The following is a 19,242-nucleotide window of genomic DNA, read 5'->3' as shown; positions in this document are numbered from 1 at the left end:
ACACACAGCCCGCTTCAGGTCCGGGCGGGGCGGTTCCGGCGGCTCCTGGCAGGATGGGGGCTCATGAAGAGGACAGCTGTGGTGACAGGGGCCAGTAGCGGGATCGGCGAGGCGACGGCCCGCAGGCTCGCCGCCGAGGGCTTCGAGGTGGTGGCCGCGGCGCGGCGCAGGGAGCGGCTCGACGAGCTGGCCGCCGAGGTGCCCGGTGTCCGCCCGGTCACCCTGGACGTGACGTCGCAGGAGTCGGTGGACGAGCTGGCCGCCTCGCTCGACCGCTGCGACGTGCTGGTCAACAACGCCGGGGGCGCGATCGGCCTGGAGCCGGTGGCGAGCGGGAAGGTCGCCGACTGGCAGCGGATGTACGACGTCAACGTGCTCGGCACGCTCCGCGTCACCCAGGCGCTGCTGCCCAAACTGGTCGCGTCGGGCGACGGCGTGCTGCTGATGCTGACCTCGGTGGCCGGGCTCGTCTCGTACGAGGGTGGCGGCGGTTACAACGCGGCCAAGCACGCGCAGACCTCGATGACCGAGGTGCTCAGGCTGGAGCTGGTCGGGCAGCCGGTCAGGATCGTCGAGGTGGCCCCGGGGATGGTCCACACCGAGGAGTTCTCGCTGAACCGCTTCCGCGGCGACTCCGCCGCCGCCGGACGGGTCTACGAGGGCGTGCCCGACCCGCTCTCCGCCGACGACGTGGCCGACGCCATCGCCTGGTGCGTGACCCGCCCGGCCCACGTGAACATCGACCGCCTCGTCATCCGCCCCCGGGCCCAGGCCGCCCAGCACAAGGTCCACCGCGTCTGACCGTGCCGAAGCCAACGGGGAGATCGACAGGGAGCCCAGCGGAAAACCCGACGGGGAAGCCGACCAGGAGACCGACGGCGAACCCGGCGGGGAAACCGGTAGGGGAGATCACCAGGGGGACCACGGGGCACAACCGCCTGCGCCGGGCCGACCGCTGGATCGCCGCCGCGCACGGCCGCCCGCTGCGCTCCGCCGTCCGCCCGCTGGTGGTCGACCTCGGGTACGGGGCCTCGCACACCACGACCCTGGAGATGTTCCTGCGGCTGCGCGTGATCTGCCCCTCGGTCGAGGTCGTCGGCGTCGAGATCGACCCGGCCAGGGTGGCGGCGGCCAAGCCGTACGAGCGGCCGGGCCTGTCCTTCACGCTGGGCGGCTTCGAGCTGCCGGTGGCGCGGCCACCCCTGCTGATCAGGGCGTTCAACGTGCTGCGGCAGTACGGGGAGGCGCGGGCGTGGGAGTACTGGGCGATGCTCTCCGAGCGGCTCGCGCCGGGCGGGATGATCGTCGAGGGCACCTGCTCGGAGGTGGGGCACCGCGCGGTCTGGGCCGGGCTCGACCGCTCGGGGCCCAGGACGCTCACCCTCTCGGCCCGCTTCGACTCCTTCGAGCGCCCCTCGGACCTGGCCGACCGGCTGCCCAAGACACTCATCCATCGCAACGTCCCCGGCGAGCCCATCCACGCGTTCCTGAGCGACTTCGATCGCGCCTGGGCGGTCAACGCCCCGCTGAGCCCGTACGGCTCCCGGCAGCGCTGGATCGCCTCGGCCGAGACGCTGGCCGGGACCTGGCCGCTGGCCGAGCGGCCCCCGCTGGGCGGGCGGTCGCGCTGGCGGCTCGGCGAGATCACCCTTCCCTGGGACGCGGTCGCCCCAAGGTGATCGCTCCGTGGTGGGCCCGGGACGACCCGGAGACTTTGGTAAGGCAACCCTAAGTTGTCTCCATATATTTGGTAAAGTCGGCACATGTCAGAACTGCGGTTCGTGGTGGACCCCGAACTCACCCCCGCGCTCACCGGGGAACTCATCGAGTGCTGGACAGAGGTGGTCAACGCCGGAGGGTCGGTCGGCTTCGTCCCCCCGGTCACCTCCGGCGACATCGCGGAGACGGCGGCGGCCACCTTCGCCGCCTGCGACCCCGCCCGCGACAACCCCGACCACCTGCTCGCCGGGTTCGACGCGGAGGGCCGGGTGGCCTGCTGGCTGGTCCTGGGCGACGGGAACTCGTGGCTGCGGGCCCACTGGCGCTGGGTGTGGCGCGTGATGGTCGACCCCAAGCACCAGGGCCGGGGCTACGGGACGCTGCTCATGCGCGCCGCCGACGACGCCGCCCGCGACCTGGGCGTGGAGGCGCTGCACCTGACGGTCCGAGGCGGCACCGGGACCGAGGGCTTCTACAGCCGTCTGGGGTACGTGGAGGTGGGCCGGATCCCCCGGGCGATCCGCCTCGCCCCCGGCGACGACCGGGACGAGATCTACATGGTCAGACACCTGTGACACACGTCACTCGACAACCCGTAGTACTACCCCTCGTGGTGCGGGAGTTAGGCTTGGATGCGTGAAGGGTCTCGGCGAGCTTGAACGCAGCATCATGGACATCATCTGGGCACAGCCATCCCCTGTGACGGCGCGGGAGGTCGGGCGTCTCATCGCCGACCGCGACCTGGCGCCCACCACCGTGATGACCGTGCTCGACCGGCTCACCCGCAAGGGCTTCCTGCTCCGCACCCGCGACGGGCGCGCGTGGCGGTACGCACCGGCGGAGAGCCGCGACGCCTACGTCGCGGAGCTTATGCTGGAGGCGCTGGATTTGACCGGTGACCGGTCCGCGGCCCTCACCCGGTTCGCCCAGGCCGTCACCGGCACCGAAGCCGACATCCTGCGCAGGGCCCTGACGGACCTTGAGGAGGAGCTGGAGGACGAGTAGATGACCGCGGCAGCCCTGGCGACCCTCGCCCTGGCCTGCGCGGTCGGTGCCTGGCGGTTCACCCGGGCGCGATGGACCTACCGCGCCCCGCACGTGGCGATCGTCCTGTGGCAGGCGCTCGGGGTCACCTGGGGCCTGGCCGGGACCGGCGCCCTGCTGGGATACGCCCTGGAGCCCTACGGCGAGGGCGTGCTGCACGGCCTGCACGAGTTCGCGATCTCCGCGTTCGGTGGCGGGCAGGGGCTCCCGAGGCCGTACGACATGCCGAGGATCCTCGCGCTCGTCGCGGGGCTGACCGCGCTGGCCGTGCTGATCCTGGTGCTCCTCGCCGCGGGCGCGCAGACCTTCCGCGCCCGTCACCGCCACCGCACCCTGCTCGCCCTGGTCGCCAGGGAGGACCCGGTGGTCCCCGGCGTGCGGGTGCTCGACCACCCGGGCGCCACCGCCTACTGCGTGCCCGGCCTGCGCTCCCAGGTGGTGGTCAGCGAGGGGGCGCTGAAGCTGCTCTCGTCCGCCGAGCTGAGCGCGGTGCTCGCCCACGAGGCCGCCCACGTGCGCGAACGGCACGACCTGGTGCTGCTGCCCTTCGCCGCGCTGCGCAGGGCGCTGCCCTGGTCGCGCGTGGTCAGGGACGCCCAGGGCGAGGTCGGGCTGCTGGTGGAGATGGCCGCCGACGACGTCGCCCGCCGGGGCTGCTCCGCGCGCCGTCTGGCGACCGCGCTGCTGCGCTTCGGCACGGCTGGCGCGGTCCCGGCCCCGCACGGCGCGCTGGGCGCCGCCAACTCCGCCGCCGCCGTGATGGCCAGGGTCGAGCGCCTGGTGAACCCGGTCCCGGTCCTGCCGCGCGGGGTCCGCTACGCCATCGTCGCCTTCTCCGTCGTGCTGACGTCGTCGGCGCCGCTGCTCTGGCTCGTCCCGTACTGACCCGCCTTAACGGTCCGTATGCCGAATCAGGGTCTCGCCCTGGAGATCTGGCCGGTTTCGTCCAGCTATGGCCAAAATCACCCCAAAGTGCTTGCAAGTGTTAGCCAACGTGTTTGCAATAGCAAGCACGGTGCGGCAGACTCGAAACATGGCACTACCCAAGGTCGGCTCCATCGGTGAGTACATCCGCGAGCAGCGCACGCACGCGAAGATCTCCATGCGACAGCTCGCCGCGGCGGCGGGGGTCTCCAACCCCTACCTGAGCCAGATCGAGCGCGGGCTGCGCAAGCCCAGCGCCGAGATCCTGAACCAGATCGCCAAGGGCCTGCACATCTCGTCGCAGGCGCTCTACGTCCAGGCGGGCCTCATCGAGGAGCGCGAGCCGGACAGCGACGTGCTGACCGCGATCAGGGCCGACCACCTCATCACCGAGCGCCAGCGCCAGGTGCTGATCGACATCTACGAGTCGTTCCGCAAGGAGAACCACCAGGCCGAGGCCCCGGACGACGACGCGCAGACCTCCCAGAATGCGCCCCTCGCACCGGAGCCCCGGCGGGGTGACGCGGACTCCCCGTCTGACGACGAGGTGCCGCTCCCCGGGGAATACCTCACCGCGTTGAAGCCCTACGCGGCCCCCCAGAGCAACGGCCACATCACCAAGGAAACCAAGGAAGGTTAACCCATGCCCATCACCTCCGAAGTCAAGAAGCTGGCGGAGTCCAAGCCGTTCTACGCCGTCGCGGGGGCCGGAGACTTCGCCGTCGAGAAGCTCCTTGAGCTTCCCGAGCAGATCCAGAAGCTGCAGGGCCGCCGCGAGGAGATCCGCGAGGCCGCGAAGGACCTCCCGGAGAGGGCCAGGCAGCTCGCCGGGAAGGCCGAAGACTACGCCAAGGACTTCCCCGTGAAGGCGCGCGACTACGCCGACCACATCGCGGGCCGGGCCAACGAGCTGTACGACGAGTTCGCCAACCGGGGCCGCAAGGTCGTCTCCAAGACCAGCGGCGAGATCGCCCTGGAGCTGGAGGAGGTCTCCGAGGCCGCCGAGCCCGCGATCGCCGCCCGGACGCCCAGGAAGAGCACCCGCACCACGAAGCCCGCCACCACCAGGTCCAGCACCACGCGGTCCGGCACCACCAGGTCCGGCACCACCAGGAGCTGAGCGAGGTCCTCGCGGACCCCGGTTCCACGGCCCGCCCCTCCGGGGGCGGGCCTTCCTGCGTCCGGGGGCAGGCCGTCAACCCCGGCCGGTACGGGCCGAGGACACCGCGAACCGGGCTTTCGGCATTAGGCTGAGGGAGACCGGCGAGGCGAACGTTCTGGAGAGACGATGATCGAAATCCACGGTGCCCTGGACCTGGTCTTCTGGATCCTGGCCGTCGGAGTGTTCGCGCTGTCGGGCTGGGCGCTCGTCCACGCGGTGAAGACCCCGGCACGGGCGTTCGCGGTCACCGGCAAGCAGACCAAGAATCTGTGGCTGGTCATCCTCGGGCTGGCGGCGCTGTTCGGCTTCGCCGCCGCGGTGCAGTACCTCAGCGTGCTGAGCATCTTCACGATCGCGTCCGTCATCGCCTCGGGCATCTACCTCGCCGACGTGCGTCCCGCCGTGCGGGAGATCGGCAAGGGCGGCGGCAACCAGGGGCCGTACGGACCCTGGTAACCCGGCTCCGAGGCGATCGGGCACAGACCCCCCTGTGCCCCCCGGACGGTCGAGGTCCGCACGAACCCCGGTGACCCGGCGCCGAGACGATCAAGCACAGATCCCGGTGACCCACTCCCAGGACGGCCGGGGTCCGCACGGACCCCGGTGACCCGCCACCGAGGCGACCGGAGTCCACACGGACCCCGGTGACCCGGTCCCGGGGCGGTCGGCTTGCCTGGCGGGGTCCCGGCCGGTAGACACGCCGGATGATGTTCGCGCGCAAGCCCACGCTCCCCGGAGAGCACGTGACGCTCCGGCCGGTCGGCCCCGAGCACGTGGACGGCCTCTGGGAGCTCGTCAACGACCCCGAGACCGTCCGGCTGACCGGTTCGCACGGCAAGCCCGACTACGAGGGGGTCAAGGTCTGGTACGGCTCGCGGGGCGACCTCCGCGACCGGCTGGACCTGGCGATCTGCACCGCCGGTGACGACGCCTACGTGGGCGAGATCGTGCTCAACCAGCTCGACGCCGACAATCTCTCCTGCAACCTGCGCATCGCGCTGATCGGCCCCCGGGCGTACGGGAAGGGCTACGGCACCGAGGCGATCCGGCTCACCCTCGACCACGTCTTCCGCACCACGCCGCTGCACCGGGTGGGCCTGGAGGTCTACGCCTTCAACGAGCGGGCCGCGCACGTCTACCGCAAGATCGGCTTCGTCCAGGAGGGCGTCCTCCGGGACGCGCTGCGCGTAAACGGGGAATGGTATGACTCCGTAATCATGTCGATACTTGCCCCTGACTGGGTTGTCAGGGAAATTTGACATACATATGGTGATTTTTCGGAAACATCTTTTGACACTCCCGAAACAATGCTAGGTTCAGTGGGAGCGCTCCCACCTGTGCGGCATCTTGGTGTGGAGGAAGTTATGGCCGATCTACCCACACTTGCCCAGGTCGCAGCAGAGGCAGGGGTATCCCCCGCCACCGCGTCCCGGGTACTCACCGGTTCAGTCAGAGTCAGCACATCGACTCGTAGGCAGGTGCATGACGCAATATCGCGTCTCGGTTACGTAAGGCATCGCGCTCCCCGTGGCGGCTCCGGCCGCCGATCCGACCAGGTCGTGGCCATCGTGGTCTGCGAACCCGCGCACCGGCTGTTCACCGAGCCGTTCTACGCGCGGATGATCACGGCCGCGGAGGAGGTCCTCACCGGGCACGGCGTCCCCCTCGCCGTGATGACCGCCACGGCGGCCACCTCCACCATCGCCACGCCGCCGCTCGTCGCCGGAGGCATCGACGGCGTCCTGCTGATCGCGGCGCGCGACCGGCATCCGCTCGTGGTGACCCTCGCCGCCTCGGGCATTCCGGTACGGAGTGCGGGCCGTCCCCCGGACGGCATCGACCTCCCCCACGTCGACATGGACAACCGCGACGGAGGGCGGCAGGCGGCGGAACACCTGCTGCTCGGCGGCCGGAGGTCCATCGGCGTCATCGCGGGCCCACCCGCCCTCCCGGCCGCCCGCGACCGGCTGGACGGGTTCCTGCAGACCCTCGCCCTGGCCGGGATGACGGGCGTGCCGGTCGCGTACGGCGACTTCAGCCACGCGTCGGGCGTGCACGGCATGCAGTGGCTGTTGCGCAGGATGCCACACGTCGACGCGGTCTTCGCCGCCTCCGACGTGATGGCCGCCGCCGCGCTGCAGACCCTGCGCCGGGCCGGGCGGCGGGTGCCGGAGGACGTGGCCGTCATCGGGTTCGACGACGCCCCCGCCTCCCGGCGGACCTCTCCCACGCTCACCACCGTCCGTCAGCCGGTGGAGGAGTTCGCCGCGCTCGCCACCCGGCTGCTGCTGCTCTCGATGAGCTCGGCCGGTGCTCCCCGCGACAATCCCGTCCTCCCCACTGAGCTGGTGGTCCGTGAGTCGGCCTGACCAGTACGTCGGGCTTCGCGCGGGAGATGTGCTCACCCGCAGGTACCTGTTGCTTGAGCGGATCGCGTGGGGTGGCATGAGTGTCATCTGGCGTGCCTTCGACCAGTCGCTCCAGCGGATGGTCGCCGTCAAGCTGCTGGACGGCGAGCTGGGCGTCGACCGGGGGGAGCGCGAGCTGATCCGCAGGGAGGCGCGTGCCACCGCGCGCCTCATCCACCCCGACTCGATCGAGGTCTACGACTACGGGGAGACCGTGACCTCGCACGGTCGCCTGGCCGCGTACGTGGTGATGCGCCTGCTGGAGGGGCGGCCGCTGGCGGACCGGGTCACCGAGGGCCCGCTGCCGTGGGCGGAGGCGGCGGCGATCGCCGCCAGGGTGGCCACCGTGCTGGCCGCCGCCCACGAGCGGGGCATCGTGCACCGGGACGTCACCGCCGAGAACGTGTTGCTGACCTCGACCGGCGCCAAGCTGCTCGACTTCGGCATCGCGGCCTTCATCGGCGAGGACGGCGACGACCGGGCCTCCGACTACGGGACGCCTCCCTACGTGGCGCCCGAGCGGCTGACCGGTACGGTCGCGGACCCGGCGAGCGATGTGTACGCGCTGGGCGTGCTGCTGTTCGAGATGCTCACCGGAGATCCCCCGTATCCGGAACGGACCTGGGAGGAGATCGAGAACGTCCGCAGGGAGGGGCCGCCGCCGGTGGCGGAGGTGCCGGGGATGCCCGCGCGGATCAGCGCGCTCTGCCAGGTCTGCCTGTCACACCGGCCCGAGGCCAGGCCCAAGGCGCAGGAGGTGGCCGAGGGCCTGACGGCGGCCCTCAGGGCACCGGTCCCCTCGAAAGACGGGAACGAGCTGGCGCGCTGGACACTGGTCGCGGCGGTGACGGCGCTGCTCGCGGGGCTCCTGGTGTGGAGCCTGATCTCCGGTCCCGACGACGACCGGCTGGCCGGTCCGCAGGGGCGCGGGACGGCACCGCCCACGCTCCTCGACCCCGCCACCGCCCATCCCGAACCGAGCTCCTCCCCCTCGGTCACCGTCACCGTCACCGCCCCCCGCGAACGGGGTGGGCACACGGCGGAACGGGCGCCCAGGGCGGAGGCGATCCGCTCCTACGACCCGAACCTCAACCAGAGCGTACGGCGCTTCAACGCCGTGCTCGCGAAGGGGGAGGACGAGGGCAGGATCCGTTCGGACGTGGCCCTGGACCTGCGGCAGGTGATGGCCAGCAGCGTCTGGGACTCCCGCGACCTCACCCGGATCCGAGGACAGATCGCCTCCCGCAACCGGGAGGGCTCGCTGCCCGACGACTTCCGCCACGCCTTGGAGGCCCAGCTCCTGCATGTGTCGATCGCACTGACCGGTTAGAAGGGTCATGAAACATACGACCAAGAGCGGCCGGCCGTCCTGTGCCGTACCAACCCCGTTGGTGTTCCGTGCCGGATCAGGCGGCGCGGCCGGCCTTGAGCAGGCCCGCGACGTCGACGACGCGGCGGGCCTGGTAACGGGCCGCCTGCAGGGTCACGTCACCGGGCGGGCCGTCGCCGACCACGTGGGAGGTGCCGTAGGGATTGCCTGACTGGAACTGGATGGGGTCGGTGTAGCCGGGGGGCACGATAATGCCACCCCAGTGGTAGAACGTGTTCCCCAGCGCCAGGAGGGTGGATTCCTGCCCGCCGTGGGCGGTGTTGGAGGCGGTGAAGGCCGAGTACACCTTGTTCGCGAGCTTGCCGTGAAACCACAGGGCGGAGGTGGTTTCGATGAACGCCCTGAGCTGGCTGGCCGGGTTGCCGAAGCGGGTGGGGGTACCGAACAGCACCGCGTCGGCCCAGGCCAGGTCGTCGAGGTCGGCCTCGGCGACGTCGGCGGTGTCCTGGAGGTGTTGGGCCCAGGCGGGCTTGGCGCTGATCGCCTCCGGTGAGGCCAGTTCGGCGACCTTGCGCAGCCGCACGTGCGCGCCCGCCTTCTCCGCGCCCTCGGCGGCGGCCTGCGCCAGGGCGTGCAGGGTACCTGTGGCACTGTAGTAAATGATCGCGACGTTCACGGATTCCATGATCGGTTTCCTTCCTTAGCGTTCGTCCCAGCAGTAGGACGACACAACTCCTCGGAATGTGAGGCGACGCGCCAACCTCACAGTTCGGTGCGATGTCTCGTCGAACCGGGTGAGGGCAGATGCGACCAAGGGAGCTGGCGACACCGTGACCAACCCATCCGGGCCGGGACGCGACCGGCCCGATCCGGGCCTGAGCGCGATCATGAGCAAGCGGCGTCAGCTGATCAATCTCTCCTACCGGCTCCTCGGTTCCCTGGCCGACGCCGAGGACGTCGTGCAGGAGACCTACGCCCGCTGGTACGCCATGTCCCGGCGGCAACAGGAGGCCGTCGAATCCCCCGGTGCCTGGCTGACGACCGTCGCCAGCCGCGTCTGCCTCGACCTGCTCGGCTCGGCCCGTGCCCGACGGGAACGCTACATAGGCGCGTGGATCCCCGAGCCCCTGCCCGACCGTACCGAGTGGATCAGCGGGCGGCCGGGTGGCGTCACGGCCGACCCGGCCGACCGGGTCACCCTGGACGAGTCGGTCAACATGGCCTTCCTCGTCGTGCTCGACGCGATGACCCCGGCCGAGCGCGTCGCGTTCATCCTGCACGACGTCTTCCGCTATCCCTTCACCGAGGTAGCCGAGATCGTCGGCCGCACGCCTGCGGCCTGCCGCCAGCTGGCCACCTCGGCCCGCCGCCGCATCCGCGCCTCGCAGGACTCCGCGACCCCGGCGGCCCAACGCGCCGACGTCGTCAGAGCCTTCAAGCAGGCGTGGGAGGCCAAGGACATCGACGCCCTCGTCGGCCTCCTCGACCCCGACGCCACGGCGACCGGCGACGGTGGTGGACTCGTCACAGCCGCGCCCCACCCGGTCGAAGGCGCCGAGCAGGTCGCGCGCTTCTTCGCCGATCGGACCGGCACCGTACCCAACATGACGATCCTGGAGTGTACGGTCAACGGTCAGCCTGGTCTGGTGGCCCAGCTGGACGGTGTCACCGTGTCGGTGCTGGCGTTCGACGTCGCGGGCGACCACATCAGGCGTATCTGGGCAGTACTCAACCCCGACAAGCTCCGGCCTTGGACGACGGGCTGACACGCGCCTCCGCACCATCGGCCGCTTCGAACGCGACGGCCAGGTTGTCGACTACCTGGCCGCCGCGTTCGTCACCGTCCGCGCGCTCATCCGCCGAGCAAGACCCCGCCACCGCTGGGACGCCCGGCTCGCATCACGCCGACTCCGGTAACCGTCCGCCTACCGGCGACCGCTCTGAGCCCTCTCGAATCACAAGGTGGAGGGGGCTTGGGTTTTGGCCGTCGGGGTTAGTCGAACGCACCGTTTCTCACGCCACCGACGAAGGCCGCCCACTCGCCCCGGGCGAAGACCAGCGCCGGACCGGACGGGTCCTTGCTGTCCCTGACCGCAATGCGGCCCCCGGACAAACCGGCGACTTCAACACAATTGCCGCCATTGCTACCGGAAAGCGAGGATTTACGCCATTTGGCATTGGCAAGCTCGTCGCTCTTGTCCATCGCTGGGCCCTTTCCTTGGTCAGGTATAGGGAGTTAGTCGAACTCGCCGTGCCTTACGCCGCCAACGAAGGCCGCCCATTCGCCACGGGTGAAGACCAACGCCGGACCGGACGGGTCCTTACTGTCCCTGACCGCCGTGCGGCCCCCGGACAGATTGGCGACCTCAACGCAATCGCCGCCATTTCCACCGGACAGTGAGGACTTACGCCATGTGGCGCTGGCGAGTTCGTTGGTCATTTCCATTGCTCGGCCTTCTCCTTGATCATCTTCAGTGACTCGCGACGGGACAACGCGTCCGCGCGAATCACACTGTGCCTGAATGTTAGTCCTTTGACCTCGGCCGGACGCTCGGTTATCCAGTCGCCCGCTGGCTGGGATTCGACGTACGCCATGGGAGAGGCACCGCGAGGCAGTGTGACGACGGTGAACGCACCGAGCACCCCAACAACACTGTAAGCGCTGTAGGGGAGAATCTGAAGTGAAACGTTGAACCGCTCGCCCATCTCCAGCAGGTGGTTGAACTGGGCGAACATGATTTCCCGGCTACCCACGGGCCGGTGCAAAACCGCCTCGTCGATCACGGCCCAGAGCGTCGGGGGCCTGCTGCGGTCGAGGATGGTCTTCCGGTGCATCCGGGCGTCGACAAGCCCGTCTATCTGGTCGTGATCCACGCCGACCTCTCGCGTGTGCAGGGCACGCGCGTAGTCCTCCGTCTGAAGCAGGCCGGGGAAGACGCTCAGCGCCCAGATGTGGAGCTCCTCCGCTTCTCGCTCGATTTCCACCCACGGGCGGAACCAGCGGGGAACCGGGGAGTTGGCCTTCTCCAGGGCGTCGAACAGGTCGAACAGGGCCGTCCCTGAGCCCAGGGCGGCGTCGAGTTTCGTGGCCGTGTGGTAACTCGCCGGTCGGGAGCCTGTCTCGATCATGCTGAGGTGGCTGATGGAGACGGGGACCTGCTGCGCCAGCTGTCTCTGGCTCAACCCCGCCGCCGCGCGAAGCCTGCGAACCTCCTGCCCGAAATAGTGGCGAGGAGTCACCGTCAGGTCGGGGGGGAGAATCTCGGTCATCGCGGCCTACCTTTCGTCACCTCGTGGCGTCTTGGCATCAATACTCTCCGTCTTCGTGCCCCGGCGCACCCATTCCAGGCGGTTGTGAATTTATGTGAACCCCATTGTGCTGCCAACCTCATGTGCCGTTTGGGACTGTGGAGGCACCTAGTCAGACAGACGTCGAGACCTCGGTCAATAGGGCAGGGAAGCAGCAGCACGAATTGCACGAAGGGACACCATGCCGCAAAAACCCAGAAAACTAGGCGAGATCGTCCTACGGAGAAGACCCGAATCGGTTTCCCAGGCCCGCGAGATGGTTCGCGATCTCCTCGGTGTGAACCATCCGGCCTACGAGCAGGTGCGGCTGGCCGTCTCCGAGATCACGACGAACGCCGTCGAACATTCCGAATCGGGCCCCGTGGGGGATCTGATGATGGTCGTCCTGAAGGCGGTCGACGACTTCGTGTTCATCGAGGTGACCGACCCCGGTTCCGCGTCCAGAAAGCCGCACATCAAAGAATGCGCCTCCCTGGACGCGGAGAGCGGCCGGGGGTTGTTCATCGTTGACGAGATCTCGGCCGGAAAATGGGGAGTCCGCGATTTCGGGGCCGGTGGCCGGACGGTGTGGTGCGCGATTCCCGTCACCCCGCCGAACGCCGACGAGCCGCCCACGACCGCGCCCGTCCTGCCCACCGCCCAGCCGGGATAACCGCGATGGACGGCTGGTACATCGTCGGCGACATGGCGACGCGAATGGTCAACGGACGGGACGTCAGCATCACGGCCGGAGACTTCCCCAGCATCCAGGCGGCCATCGAGAGCTGGGAGGCCGCGGAACGGGCGCGGCAGGCCCGCGACCTGAGGGAGATGGGCAGGCTCGTGGACGCCGCGATAGCCCGGCTCCAGCGTCAGCACGCCGCCGAACACCGCGACCCTCCTCGACGGGCCGGGAAACCCCCCGCCCCCCGGTGACAGGCGAGCGGAACCGGGGCACGCCGACAATCCACACAAAAACACCATCTCTTACATACACCTCGATAACTACGCAATAAAACATCCCGCATGTCGTATGACGAGTACGACACCGCCGATCAGTAGGGTCAGCAAAAAATGGCGCATCATCGGCAATGCGCCTGAACGGAGAAATACTAAAAGAAAAGGAAAGCACTGTGACAAGAATTGGTCACTCGCGTATCGTTCCGCGAAATACCGTTCGTTCCTGGCTGGCGAGGGCCCTGACCGTCGCGATCGCGCTGGGCTGCGTCGTCGCGACCCCGCACGGCGCGAGCGCGGCGACGGCACCACCGCTCAACACGGCCGCGAACTTCGCGGTCCTGGCGGGAACGACGGTCACCAACACCGGTCCCAGCGTGATCACCGGGGATCTCGGGGTGAGCCCCGGGTCGGCGGTCACCGGCTTCCCGCCCGGCGTCGTGGTCGGTACCATCCACGCGGCCGACGCCACCGCCGCGCAGGCCCAGGTCGACCTGACCGGCGCCTACAACAACGCGGCGGGGCAGCCCGTCACCGCGACGATCCCGACGGAGCTGGGCGGGACCACCCGGACACCGGGTGTCTACGACTCCGCCGCGGGCACCTTCGGAATCACCGGACAGCTGACGCTCGACGGTCAGGGCGACCCGAACGCCGTCTTCATCTTCAAGACGGCCTCCACCCTGATCACCGCGTCCGCCAGCACGGTGAACCTCATCAACGGCGCCCAGGCGTGCAACGTCTTCTGGCAGGTCGGCAGCTCGGCCACCCTGGGGACCGGATCCAGCTTCGCCGGGAACATCCTCGCGCTGACCTCGATCACCGCGACCACCGGCGTGAACGTCAACGGCCGCCTGCTGGCCCGCAACGGCGCCGTCACCCTGGACACCAACCTCGTCACGACGGCCAACTGCGCGGTCGTGCCGCCAAGGGAGACCAGCACCACGCTGACCGCGACGTGCACACCGGGGGTGCCGGGCCAGCTCACCCTCACCGCGACCGTCACGGCCTTCGGACCGACCCCACCCACGGGATCGGTCGAGTTCTTCTCCGACGGAATGAGCCTGGGCACGGCCCCGATCGCCGCGAACGGCAGCGCGACCCTGGCCGTGACCGGCCTCTCACCGGGAACCCACGCGCTCGTGGCCACCTTCCCCGGCAACGCGAATCTGAATCCCAGCGCCTCGACGCCACTGCCCCTGGTCGTCGGCCAGAACGGCCTCTGCCCGGTGACCCCGGCACAGGAGGTGAACCGGAGGAACAAGGATCGTCAAAGCATCAGCAACAAACAGCGCAGCGACGATGTGATCAGGCTAAAAGACCGCAGGCACCACCGTAACCATCACCACTCGCGGGTCAGGTGCTGCCGCCCGCGCTAATGCCCCGCACCGGGAATTCACCCGGTGAATCGTGCGCCGTCCCCTCGCTCCGTACGCGTCCGGCCTTCCCGTACCCCGGGACCATCGAGGGCGTGCCGCCCGGCGGCACGCCCTCTCGTGGTGGGAACGGACGCCACCGACCTGCGGCATCCCATTAGATATCCATATAAGCGTATTTATACGGTATCCGCCCGCAGGAACGCGATAAAACAACTCGCATGTCGTACAACGCCTGTGACGCCGACGGTCAGTAAGGTCGAGAAAACGCGCATCATCGGCAATGCGCCTGGACGGCGAAATACCAAAAGAAAAGGATAAAACCGTGACAGGCATTGGTCACTCCCATATCGTCCCGCGAAATACCGTCCGTTCCCGGCTGGCGGGGGTCCTGACCGTCGCGGTCGCGCTGGGCTGCGTCGCCGCGACCCCGCACAACGCGAGCGCCGCGACCCCGTACGGCACGACCACGGCGACCTCGTACGGCACGAGCGCCGCGTCACCGCACGGCGCGAGCGCGGTGACATCGCACGGCGCGGGTGCGGGGACCCCGTACGGCGCGAGTGCGGCGACGCCGTCGCCGGTGCCGCTCGGCACGGCCGCGAACTTCGCGGTGCTGGCGGGTACGACGGTCTCCGGCACCGGCTCCGCCGTCGTCACCGGCGAGCTGGGGGTGAGCCCGGGCTCCGCGGCCACCGGCTTCCCGCCCGGCGTCGTGGCCGGTGCCATCTACACGGCCGAGGCCGTCGCCTCGCAGGCCCAGATCGACCTGGCCACCGCCTACGACAACGCCGTGAGGCAGCCCGGCACCGCCTCCCTCCCGGCGTACCTCGGCGGGACCACCGTGACACCGGGCGCCTACAACTCCATCTCGGGCGGCTTCCAGATCACCGGAGAGCTGACCCTCGACGGGCGGGGGAACCCGAACGCCGTCTTCGTGTTCAGGGCCTCCAGCCTGGTCACCGCTCCCGCGAGCACGGTGAGGCTCGTCAACGGCGCCCAGGCGTGCAACGTCTTCTGGCAGGTCGGCGGCTCGGCCACCCTGGGAGCGGGCTCCAGCTTCGTCGGGAGCGTCCTCGCGCTGACCTCGATCACCTCGGCCAGCGGCACGACCGTGAACGGCCGCCTGCTGGCCCGCGAGGGCACCGTCAACCTGGACACCACCACCGTCACGCGATCCACCTGCACGGTCATGCCGCAGCGGAGGACCGCCACCAAACTGGCCGCGTTCTGCGACCCGGAGGCGCCGGGTCAGCTCAGCCTCGTCGCGACCGTCACGGCTCCGGGGTCCTCGGTCCCCCCGACCGGGCCGGTCGAGTTCTTCGCCAACGGGGTGCGTCAGGACCACTTCGAGACGGACGCCGCCGGTCACGCGAAACTGATCGTCTCCGACGTCCCGTCACGAACCCACGAGTTCGTCGCGGCCTTCGAGGGCACGAACCGGCTCGATCCCAGCGCCTCGCAGGTGCTGACCGTGGCCGTCGGCCCCGAGGGGGTCTGCCCGGCACCACCGGGAGGCCCGGCCCCCGCGAGCGACGCCGCCGCCGGTGACAACGCCGGCGACAAGGCCGGTAGCAAACCGAAGAGCAACCGGAGCACACTGACGTGGCCGCCCAGGAGAAAGGCGTTCAAGGGGAAGAACCGTGACCGAGGCCGCCACCACCACCAGCAGCGGCCCAGGAACCACCGCCACTCGCGCTGAAGCCGGAAACCCCTGGTGCCCCTGGAGACTCCGCAGTCTCCGGGGGCTCCTTCGCGGTCACAAGCAAGCATTCGGCCGGGAAGGCCGGACGCCCTGAAACTTTCACGGCCCGCGAAAAAGGCCGCCCGGATCGCAGCAGCCTGGCGGCGTGGGCCGCGAAACATCGGCGTAACCGGAGGCACATGCCATTGACATCCCGTTCACCGTCTCCAGAATCCCTTATGGGAGCGCTCCCACCCCCTCTCTCCCCTGCTTGATCCGATGCGGTGCCACCACCAGCGAGTTCGCATCGATCCCCACTCACGGAGGCCCATTTATGCATCTGTTCCCCATCAAAGCGGGAGCGCTCCCACAGCTCTGGAGACGCTGCCGCAGACGGGTCGCCGCGCTGGCGCTGCTCGGCCTGACGGCCGGGACGACCACCGCACTGGCAGCCTCCCCCGCCCTCGCGGCCGTCGCCTGTGAGGTGACGTACACCAGCAACGACTGGCAGGGCGGCTTCACCGCCAGCGTGTCCGTGAAGAACCTGGGCGATCCGCTGACCGGCTGGACCCTCGGGTTCGCCTTCCCGACGACCACCCAGCGGCTCAGCCAGGGCTGGAGCGCCACCTGGGCGCAGAGCGGCCAGAACGTCACCGCCCAGAACCTCGCCTGGAACGGCAACCTGGCCACCGGCGCCTCGACCAGCATCGGCTTCAACGGCACGTGGTCGGGCTCCAACCCCAAGCCGACCGCCTTCACGATCAACGGCACCACCTGCGGGGGGACCGCCCCCGTCAACCAGCCGCCCACGGTGAGCATCACCAGCCCGGCGGCCGGGGCCACCTTCGCCGCGCCCGCGACGGTGGCGATCGCCGCGAACGCGGCCGACAGCGACGGCACCGTCTCCAAGGTCGACTTCTTCAACGGCAGCACGCTGCTGGGCACCGACACCACCGCGCCGTACGCCTACAGCTGGACGAACGTCGCCGCCGGGAGCTACTCCCTCACCACGAGGGCGACCGACGACAAGGGCGCGGCCACCACCTCCACCCCGGTGGGGATCACCGTCACCGCCGACTCGGCCCCCGCCGTGGTCGTCACCCCGTCCACGGTCGCCGTCCCCGAGGGCGGCTCGGCCAACCTCGCGGTCAGGCTCTCCCGGGCCCCGTCCGCGAACGTCACCGTGGCGACCGCGAGGACGAGCGGCGACACCGACCTGACGGTCGCCTCCGGCGCGTCGCTGACCTTCACCACCGCCAACTGGAACACGACCCAGACCGTACGGGTCGCGGCGGCCGAGGACACCGACCAGACCTCCGGCAGCGCCGAGTTCACCTCCAGCGCCACCGGCCACACCTCGGCCAGGGCGACCGCGACCGAGGTGGACAACGACTCGGGCGGCGGGAACAACGAGTACATCCAGCGCTTCACCACGATGTACAACAAGATCAAGGACCCGGCGAACGGCTACTTCTCGCCGCAGGGCGTGCCCTACCACTCCGTCGAGACCTTCATGGTCGAGGCGCCGGACCACGGGCACGAGACCACCTCCGAGGCCTACAGCTACTACCTGTGGCTGGAGGCGGCGTACGGCAAGGTGACCGGCGACTGGACCCGGTTCAACGACGCCTGGGCGTCGATGGAGAGGTACATCATCCCGGCCACCGCCGACCAGCCGACCAACTCCTTCTACAACCCGGCCAAGCCCGCCACGTACGCCGGTGAGTGGGACGACATCAAGCAGTACCCGTCCAGGCTGGACAGCGGCGTGAGCGTCGGCACCGACCCGATCGCGAACGAGCTGAAGACGGCGTACGGCACCAGCGACGTCTACGGCATGCACTGGCTGCTGGACGTGGACAACACCTACGGCTTCGGCCGCTGCGGTGACGGGACCACCAAGCCCGCGTACATCAACACCTACCAGCGCGGCCCGGAGGAGTCGGTCTTCGAGACGATCCCGCAGCCGTCCTGCGACACCTTCAAGCACGGCGGCCCGAACGGGTTCCTCGACCTGTTCACCGGCGACAGCTCCTACGCCAAGCAGTGGAAGTACACCAACGCCCCCGACGCCGACGCCCGCGCCGTCCAGGTCGCCTACTGGGCGCACACCTGGGCCACCGAGCAGGGCAAGGCCGCGCAGGTCTCGGCCACGGTCGCCAAGGCCGCGAAGATGGGCGACTACCTGCGCTACGCGATGTACGACAAGTACTTCAAGAAGCAGGGCTGCACCAGCACCTCGTGTGCGGCCGGGACCGGCAAGGACAGCTCGGCGTACCTGCTGAGCTGGTACTACGCGTGGGGCGGCGCCAACGACAGCTCCGCAGGGTGGGCCTGGCGGATCGGCTCCAGCCACAACCACTCCGGCTACCAGAACCCGATGGCCGCGTGGGCGCTGTCCAGCGTGGACGTGCTCAAGCCCAAGGGCGCGACCGCCGTGCAGGACTGGACCACCAGCACCAAGCGGCAGATGGAGTTCTACCGCTGGCTCCAGTCGACCGAGGGCGCGATCGCGGGCGGCGCCACCAACAGCTGGCAGGGCCACTACGCGGCCCCGCCGTCGACGCTGCCCACCTTCTACGGGATGGCGTACGACTGGCAGCCGGTCTACCACGACCCGCCGTCCAACCAGTGGTTCGGCTTCCAGGCGTGGTCGATGGAGCGGGTCGCGGAGCTGTACTACGCGACCGGCAACGCCGACGCCAAGCTCGTGCTGGACAAGTGGGTCAAGTGGGCCACCGACAACACCACGATCAACGCCGACGGGACCTACCAGATCCCCTCGACGCTGGTGTGGACCGGCCAGCCCGACACCTGGAACCCCACCAACCCGGGCACCAACTCCGGCCTGCACGTGAGCATCAGGGACTACACGACCGACGTGGGCGTGGCGGGCTCGTACGCCAAGGTGCTGACCTACTACGCGGCCAAGTCCGGCAACACCACGGCCAGGACCGTCGCCAAGGGCCTGCTCGACGGCATGTGGCGCAACAACCAGGACGCGAGGGGCGTGTCGGTCACCGAGACCAAGGCCGACTACCGGCGCCTCAACGACCCGGTCTACGTGCCCCCGGGCTGGACCGGCAAGATGCCCAACGGCGACACGATCAACTCCAGCTCGACCTTCATGTCCATCCGGTCCTTCTACAAGAACGACCCGGACTGGCCGAAGGTGGACGCCTACCTGAAGGGCACCGGCCCCGCGCCGTCCTTCAACTACCACCGGTTCTGGGCACAGGTGGACGTCGCCGTCGCCCTCGCCGAGTACGGCCGCCTCTTCCCCTGATTCCCCTTCTTGGACCCGGCCCTCTCATGGGCCGGGTCCCGACCCCCTGAGACCTCGGGGCGTG

At 69.5% G+C, this 19,242-nt stretch carries 21 protein-coding genes and 1 pseudogene; 18 read left to right on the top strand and 4 right to left on the bottom strand.

The features are described 5' to 3' along the window. Window positions 1-63 precede the first annotated feature (63 nt). The 11 genes from ACW9TB_RS17425 to ACW9TB_RS17375 all read left to right on the top strand — a co-directional run bounded on the left by ACW9TB_RS17425 (window position 64) and on the right by ACW9TB_RS17375 (window position 8,587). The gene (locus ACW9TB_RS17425) at window positions 64-801 is read left to right on the top strand and encodes an SDR family oxidoreductase (protein WP_472749073.1); all 738 of its coding nucleotides are present in this window, start codon (window positions 64-66) and stop codon (window positions 799-801) included. Window positions 802-803: 2 nt separating this feature from the next. Beyond that, window positions 804-1,679 (top strand): class I SAM-dependent methyltransferase, encoded by an 876-nt coding sequence (locus tag ACW9TB_RS17420; protein WP_472749072.1) that lies wholly within the window; start codon window positions 804-806, stop codon window positions 1,677-1,679. Between the two features lie 84 nt (window positions 1,680-1,763). Continuing rightward, the gene (locus ACW9TB_RS17415) at window positions 1,764-2,294 is read left to right on the top strand and encodes a GNAT family N-acetyltransferase (protein WP_472749071.1); all 531 of its coding nucleotides are present in this window, start codon (window positions 1,764-1,766) and stop codon (window positions 2,292-2,294) included. Between the two features lie 61 nt (window positions 2,295-2,355). Next, window positions 2,356-2,724 (top strand): BlaI/MecI/CopY family transcriptional regulator, encoded by a 369-nt coding sequence (locus tag ACW9TB_RS17410; RefSeq protein WP_472749070.1) that lies wholly within the window; start codon window positions 2,356-2,358, stop codon window positions 2,722-2,724. Further along, window positions 2,725-3,648, top strand: coding sequence for a M56 family metallopeptidase (locus tag ACW9TB_RS17405; RefSeq protein ID WP_472749069.1), 924 nt, complete (start codon window positions 2,725-2,727; stop codon window positions 3,646-3,648). It begins immediately after the preceding gene. Between the two features lie 148 nt (window positions 3,649-3,796). Then, window positions 3,797-4,327, top strand: a complete 531-nt coding sequence (locus tag ACW9TB_RS17400; protein WP_472749068.1) for a helix-turn-helix domain-containing protein — start codon at window positions 3,797-3,799, stop codon at window positions 4,325-4,327. A 3-nt stretch (window positions 4,328-4,330) separates the two neighbouring features. After that, a complete protein-coding gene (locus ACW9TB_RS17395; protein WP_472749067.1) occupies window positions 4,331-4,807 on the top strand; it encodes a hypothetical protein in 477 nt (158 codons plus the stop codon). A 168-nt stretch (window positions 4,808-4,975) separates the two neighbouring features. After that, a complete protein-coding gene (locus ACW9TB_RS17390; RefSeq protein ID WP_329089733.1) occupies window positions 4,976-5,305 on the top strand; it encodes a DUF2516 family protein in 330 nt (109 codons plus the stop codon). A 248-nt stretch (window positions 5,306-5,553) separates the two neighbouring features. Then, the gene (locus tag ACW9TB_RS17385) at window positions 5,554-6,108 is read left to right on the top strand and encodes a GNAT family N-acetyltransferase (protein WP_472749066.1); all 555 of its coding nucleotides are present in this window, start codon (window positions 5,554-5,556) and stop codon (window positions 6,106-6,108) included. Window positions 6,109-6,156: 48 nt separating this feature from the next. Continuing rightward, window positions 6,157-7,218, top strand: a complete 1,062-nt coding sequence (locus ACW9TB_RS17380) for a LacI family DNA-binding transcriptional regulator (protein ID WP_472749065.1) — start codon at window positions 6,157-6,159, stop codon at window positions 7,216-7,218. Beyond that, a complete protein-coding gene (locus ACW9TB_RS17375; protein WP_472749064.1) occupies window positions 7,205-8,587 on the top strand; it encodes a serine/threonine-protein kinase in 1,383 nt (460 codons plus the stop codon). The genes ACW9TB_RS17380 and ACW9TB_RS17375 overlap by 14 nt, the downstream gene beginning before the upstream one ends. Window positions 8,588-8,663: 76 nt before the next feature. Here ACW9TB_RS17375 and wrbA read toward each other — a convergent pair whose 3' ends face one another. Continuing rightward, complete coding sequence (gene wrbA / locus ACW9TB_RS17370; RefSeq protein ID WP_472749063.1) at window positions 8,664-9,272, bottom strand: NAD(P)H:quinone oxidoreductase; 609 nt, start codon at window positions 9,270-9,272, stop codon at window positions 8,664-8,666. A 145-nt stretch (window positions 9,273-9,417) separates the two neighbouring features. On the opposite strand from wrbA, the gene sigJ reads away from it, so the two are divergent. Next, window positions 9,418-10,353, top strand: a complete 936-nt coding sequence (gene sigJ / locus ACW9TB_RS17365) for an RNA polymerase sigma factor SigJ (RefSeq protein ID WP_472749062.1) — start codon at window positions 9,418-9,420, stop codon at window positions 10,351-10,353. Between the two features lie 25 nt (window positions 10,354-10,378). Beyond that, window positions 10,379-10,504 (top strand): annotated as a pseudogene (locus ACW9TB_RS17360) (IS5/IS1182 family transposase); the annotation flags it as partial. Window positions 10,505-10,580: 76 nt separating this feature from the next. Here ACW9TB_RS17360 and ACW9TB_RS17355 read toward each other — a convergent pair. The 3 genes from ACW9TB_RS17355 to ACW9TB_RS17345 are packed head-to-tail and all read right to left on the bottom strand — an operon-like array spanning window position 10,581 to window position 11,857. Continuing rightward, a complete protein-coding gene (locus ACW9TB_RS17355; RefSeq protein ID WP_472749061.1) occupies window positions 10,581-10,790 on the bottom strand; it encodes a DUF397 domain-containing protein in 210 nt (69 codons plus the stop codon). Window positions 10,791-10,823: 33 nt separating this feature from the next. Further along, entirely contained in the window at window positions 10,824-11,033 is a 210-nt protein-coding gene (locus ACW9TB_RS17350; protein WP_472749060.1) for a DUF397 domain-containing protein, read from the bottom strand. Next, the gene (locus ACW9TB_RS17345) at window positions 11,024-11,857 is read right to left on the bottom strand and encodes a helix-turn-helix domain-containing protein (protein ID WP_472749059.1); all 834 of its coding nucleotides are present in this window, start codon (window positions 11,855-11,857) and stop codon (window positions 11,024-11,026) included. Before ACW9TB_RS17345 ends, ACW9TB_RS17350 begins: the two co-directional genes overlap by 10 nt. A 220-nt stretch (window positions 11,858-12,077) precedes the next feature. Between ACW9TB_RS17345 and ACW9TB_RS17340 the strand changes: the two genes are divergently transcribed. From ACW9TB_RS17340 to ACW9TB_RS17320, 5 genes are all read left to right on the top strand, one after another. Continuing rightward, window positions 12,078-12,548: an ATP-binding protein gene (locus ACW9TB_RS17340; protein ID WP_472749058.1), complete on the top strand. Its 471-nt coding sequence runs from the start codon at window positions 12,078-12,080 to the stop codon at window positions 12,546-12,548. A 5-nt stretch (window positions 12,549-12,553) separates the two neighbouring features. Continuing rightward, complete coding sequence (locus tag ACW9TB_RS17335) at window positions 12,554-12,811, top strand: hypothetical protein (protein ID WP_472749057.1); 258 nt, start codon at window positions 12,554-12,556, stop codon at window positions 12,809-12,811. A 197-nt stretch (window positions 12,812-13,008) separates the two neighbouring features. Continuing rightward, a complete protein-coding gene (locus ACW9TB_RS17330) occupies window positions 13,009-14,211 on the top strand; it encodes an ice-binding family protein (protein ID WP_472749056.1) in 1,203 nt (400 codons plus the stop codon). A 322-nt stretch (window positions 14,212-14,533) separates the two neighbouring features. Further along, the gene (locus ACW9TB_RS17325) at window positions 14,534-15,910 is read left to right on the top strand and encodes an ice-binding family protein (RefSeq protein ID WP_472749055.1); all 1,377 of its coding nucleotides are present in this window, start codon (window positions 14,534-14,536) and stop codon (window positions 15,908-15,910) included. Between the two features lie 316 nt (window positions 15,911-16,226). Further along, window positions 16,227-19,178 (top strand): glycoside hydrolase family 48 protein, encoded by a 2,952-nt coding sequence (locus tag ACW9TB_RS17320; RefSeq protein WP_472749054.1) that lies wholly within the window; start codon window positions 16,227-16,229, stop codon window positions 19,176-19,178. The last annotated feature ends 64 nt before the right edge of the window (window positions 19,179-19,242 follow it).

It is taken from the genome of Streptosporangium sp. H13245 (assembly GCF_055690525.1).
The sequence above is the reverse complement of the archived record's forward strand: the minus strand, read 5'-3'. Positions and strand labels throughout refer to the sequence as shown.

What these genes read in the sequence shown, in the direction of transcription:
- ACW9TB_RS17320 (WP_472749054.1), top strand. Translation starts at nt 16,227, where the DNA reads ATGCATCTGTTCCCCATCAAAGCGGGAGCGCTCCCACAGCTCTGGAGA.
- ACW9TB_RS17395 (WP_472749067.1), top strand. Translation starts at nt 4,331, where the DNA reads ATGCCCATCACCTCCGAAGTCAAGAAGCTGGCGGAGTCCAAGCCGTTC.
- ACW9TB_RS17345 (WP_472749059.1), bottom strand. Translation starts at nt 11,857, where the DNA reads ATGACCGAGATTCTCCCCCCCGACCTGACGGTGACTCCTCGCCACTAT.
- ACW9TB_RS17355 (WP_472749061.1), bottom strand. Translation starts at nt 10,790, where the DNA reads ATGGACAAGAGCGACGAGCTTGCCAATGCCAAATGGCGTAAATCCTCG.
- ACW9TB_RS17415 (WP_472749071.1), top strand. Translation starts at nt 1,764, where the DNA reads ATGTCAGAACTGCGGTTCGTGGTGGACCCCGAACTCACCCCCGCGCTC.
- ACW9TB_RS17335 (WP_472749057.1), top strand. Translation starts at nt 12,554, where the DNA reads ATGGACGGCTGGTACATCGTCGGCGACATGGCGACGCGAATGGTCAAC.
- ACW9TB_RS17340 (WP_472749058.1), top strand. Translation starts at nt 12,078, where the DNA reads ATGCCGCAAAAACCCAGAAAACTAGGCGAGATCGTCCTACGGAGAAGA.
- ACW9TB_RS17385 (WP_472749066.1), top strand. Translation starts at nt 5,554, where the DNA reads ATGATGTTCGCGCGCAAGCCCACGCTCCCCGGAGAGCACGTGACGCTC.
- ACW9TB_RS17400 (WP_472749068.1), top strand. Translation starts at nt 3,797, where the DNA reads ATGGCACTACCCAAGGTCGGCTCCATCGGTGAGTACATCCGCGAGCAG.
- ACW9TB_RS17380 (WP_472749065.1), top strand. Translation starts at nt 6,157, where the DNA reads ATGCTAGGTTCAGTGGGAGCGCTCCCACCTGTGCGGCATCTTGGTGTG.
- ACW9TB_RS17350 (WP_472749060.1), bottom strand. Translation starts at nt 11,033, where the DNA reads ATGGAAATGACCAACGAACTCGCCAGCGCCACATGGCGTAAGTCCTCA.
- ACW9TB_RS17425 (WP_472749073.1), top strand. Translation starts at nt 64, where the DNA reads ATGAAGAGGACAGCTGTGGTGACAGGGGCCAGTAGCGGGATCGGCGAG.
- ACW9TB_RS17405 (WP_472749069.1), top strand. Translation starts at nt 2,725, where the DNA reads ATGACCGCGGCAGCCCTGGCGACCCTCGCCCTGGCCTGCGCGGTCGGT.
- wrbA (WP_472749063.1), bottom strand. Translation starts at nt 9,272, where the DNA reads ATGGAATCCGTGAACGTCGCGATCATTTACTACAGTGCCACAGGTACC.
- ACW9TB_RS17390 (WP_329089733.1), top strand. Translation starts at nt 4,976, where the DNA reads ATGATCGAAATCCACGGTGCCCTGGACCTGGTCTTCTGGATCCTGGCC.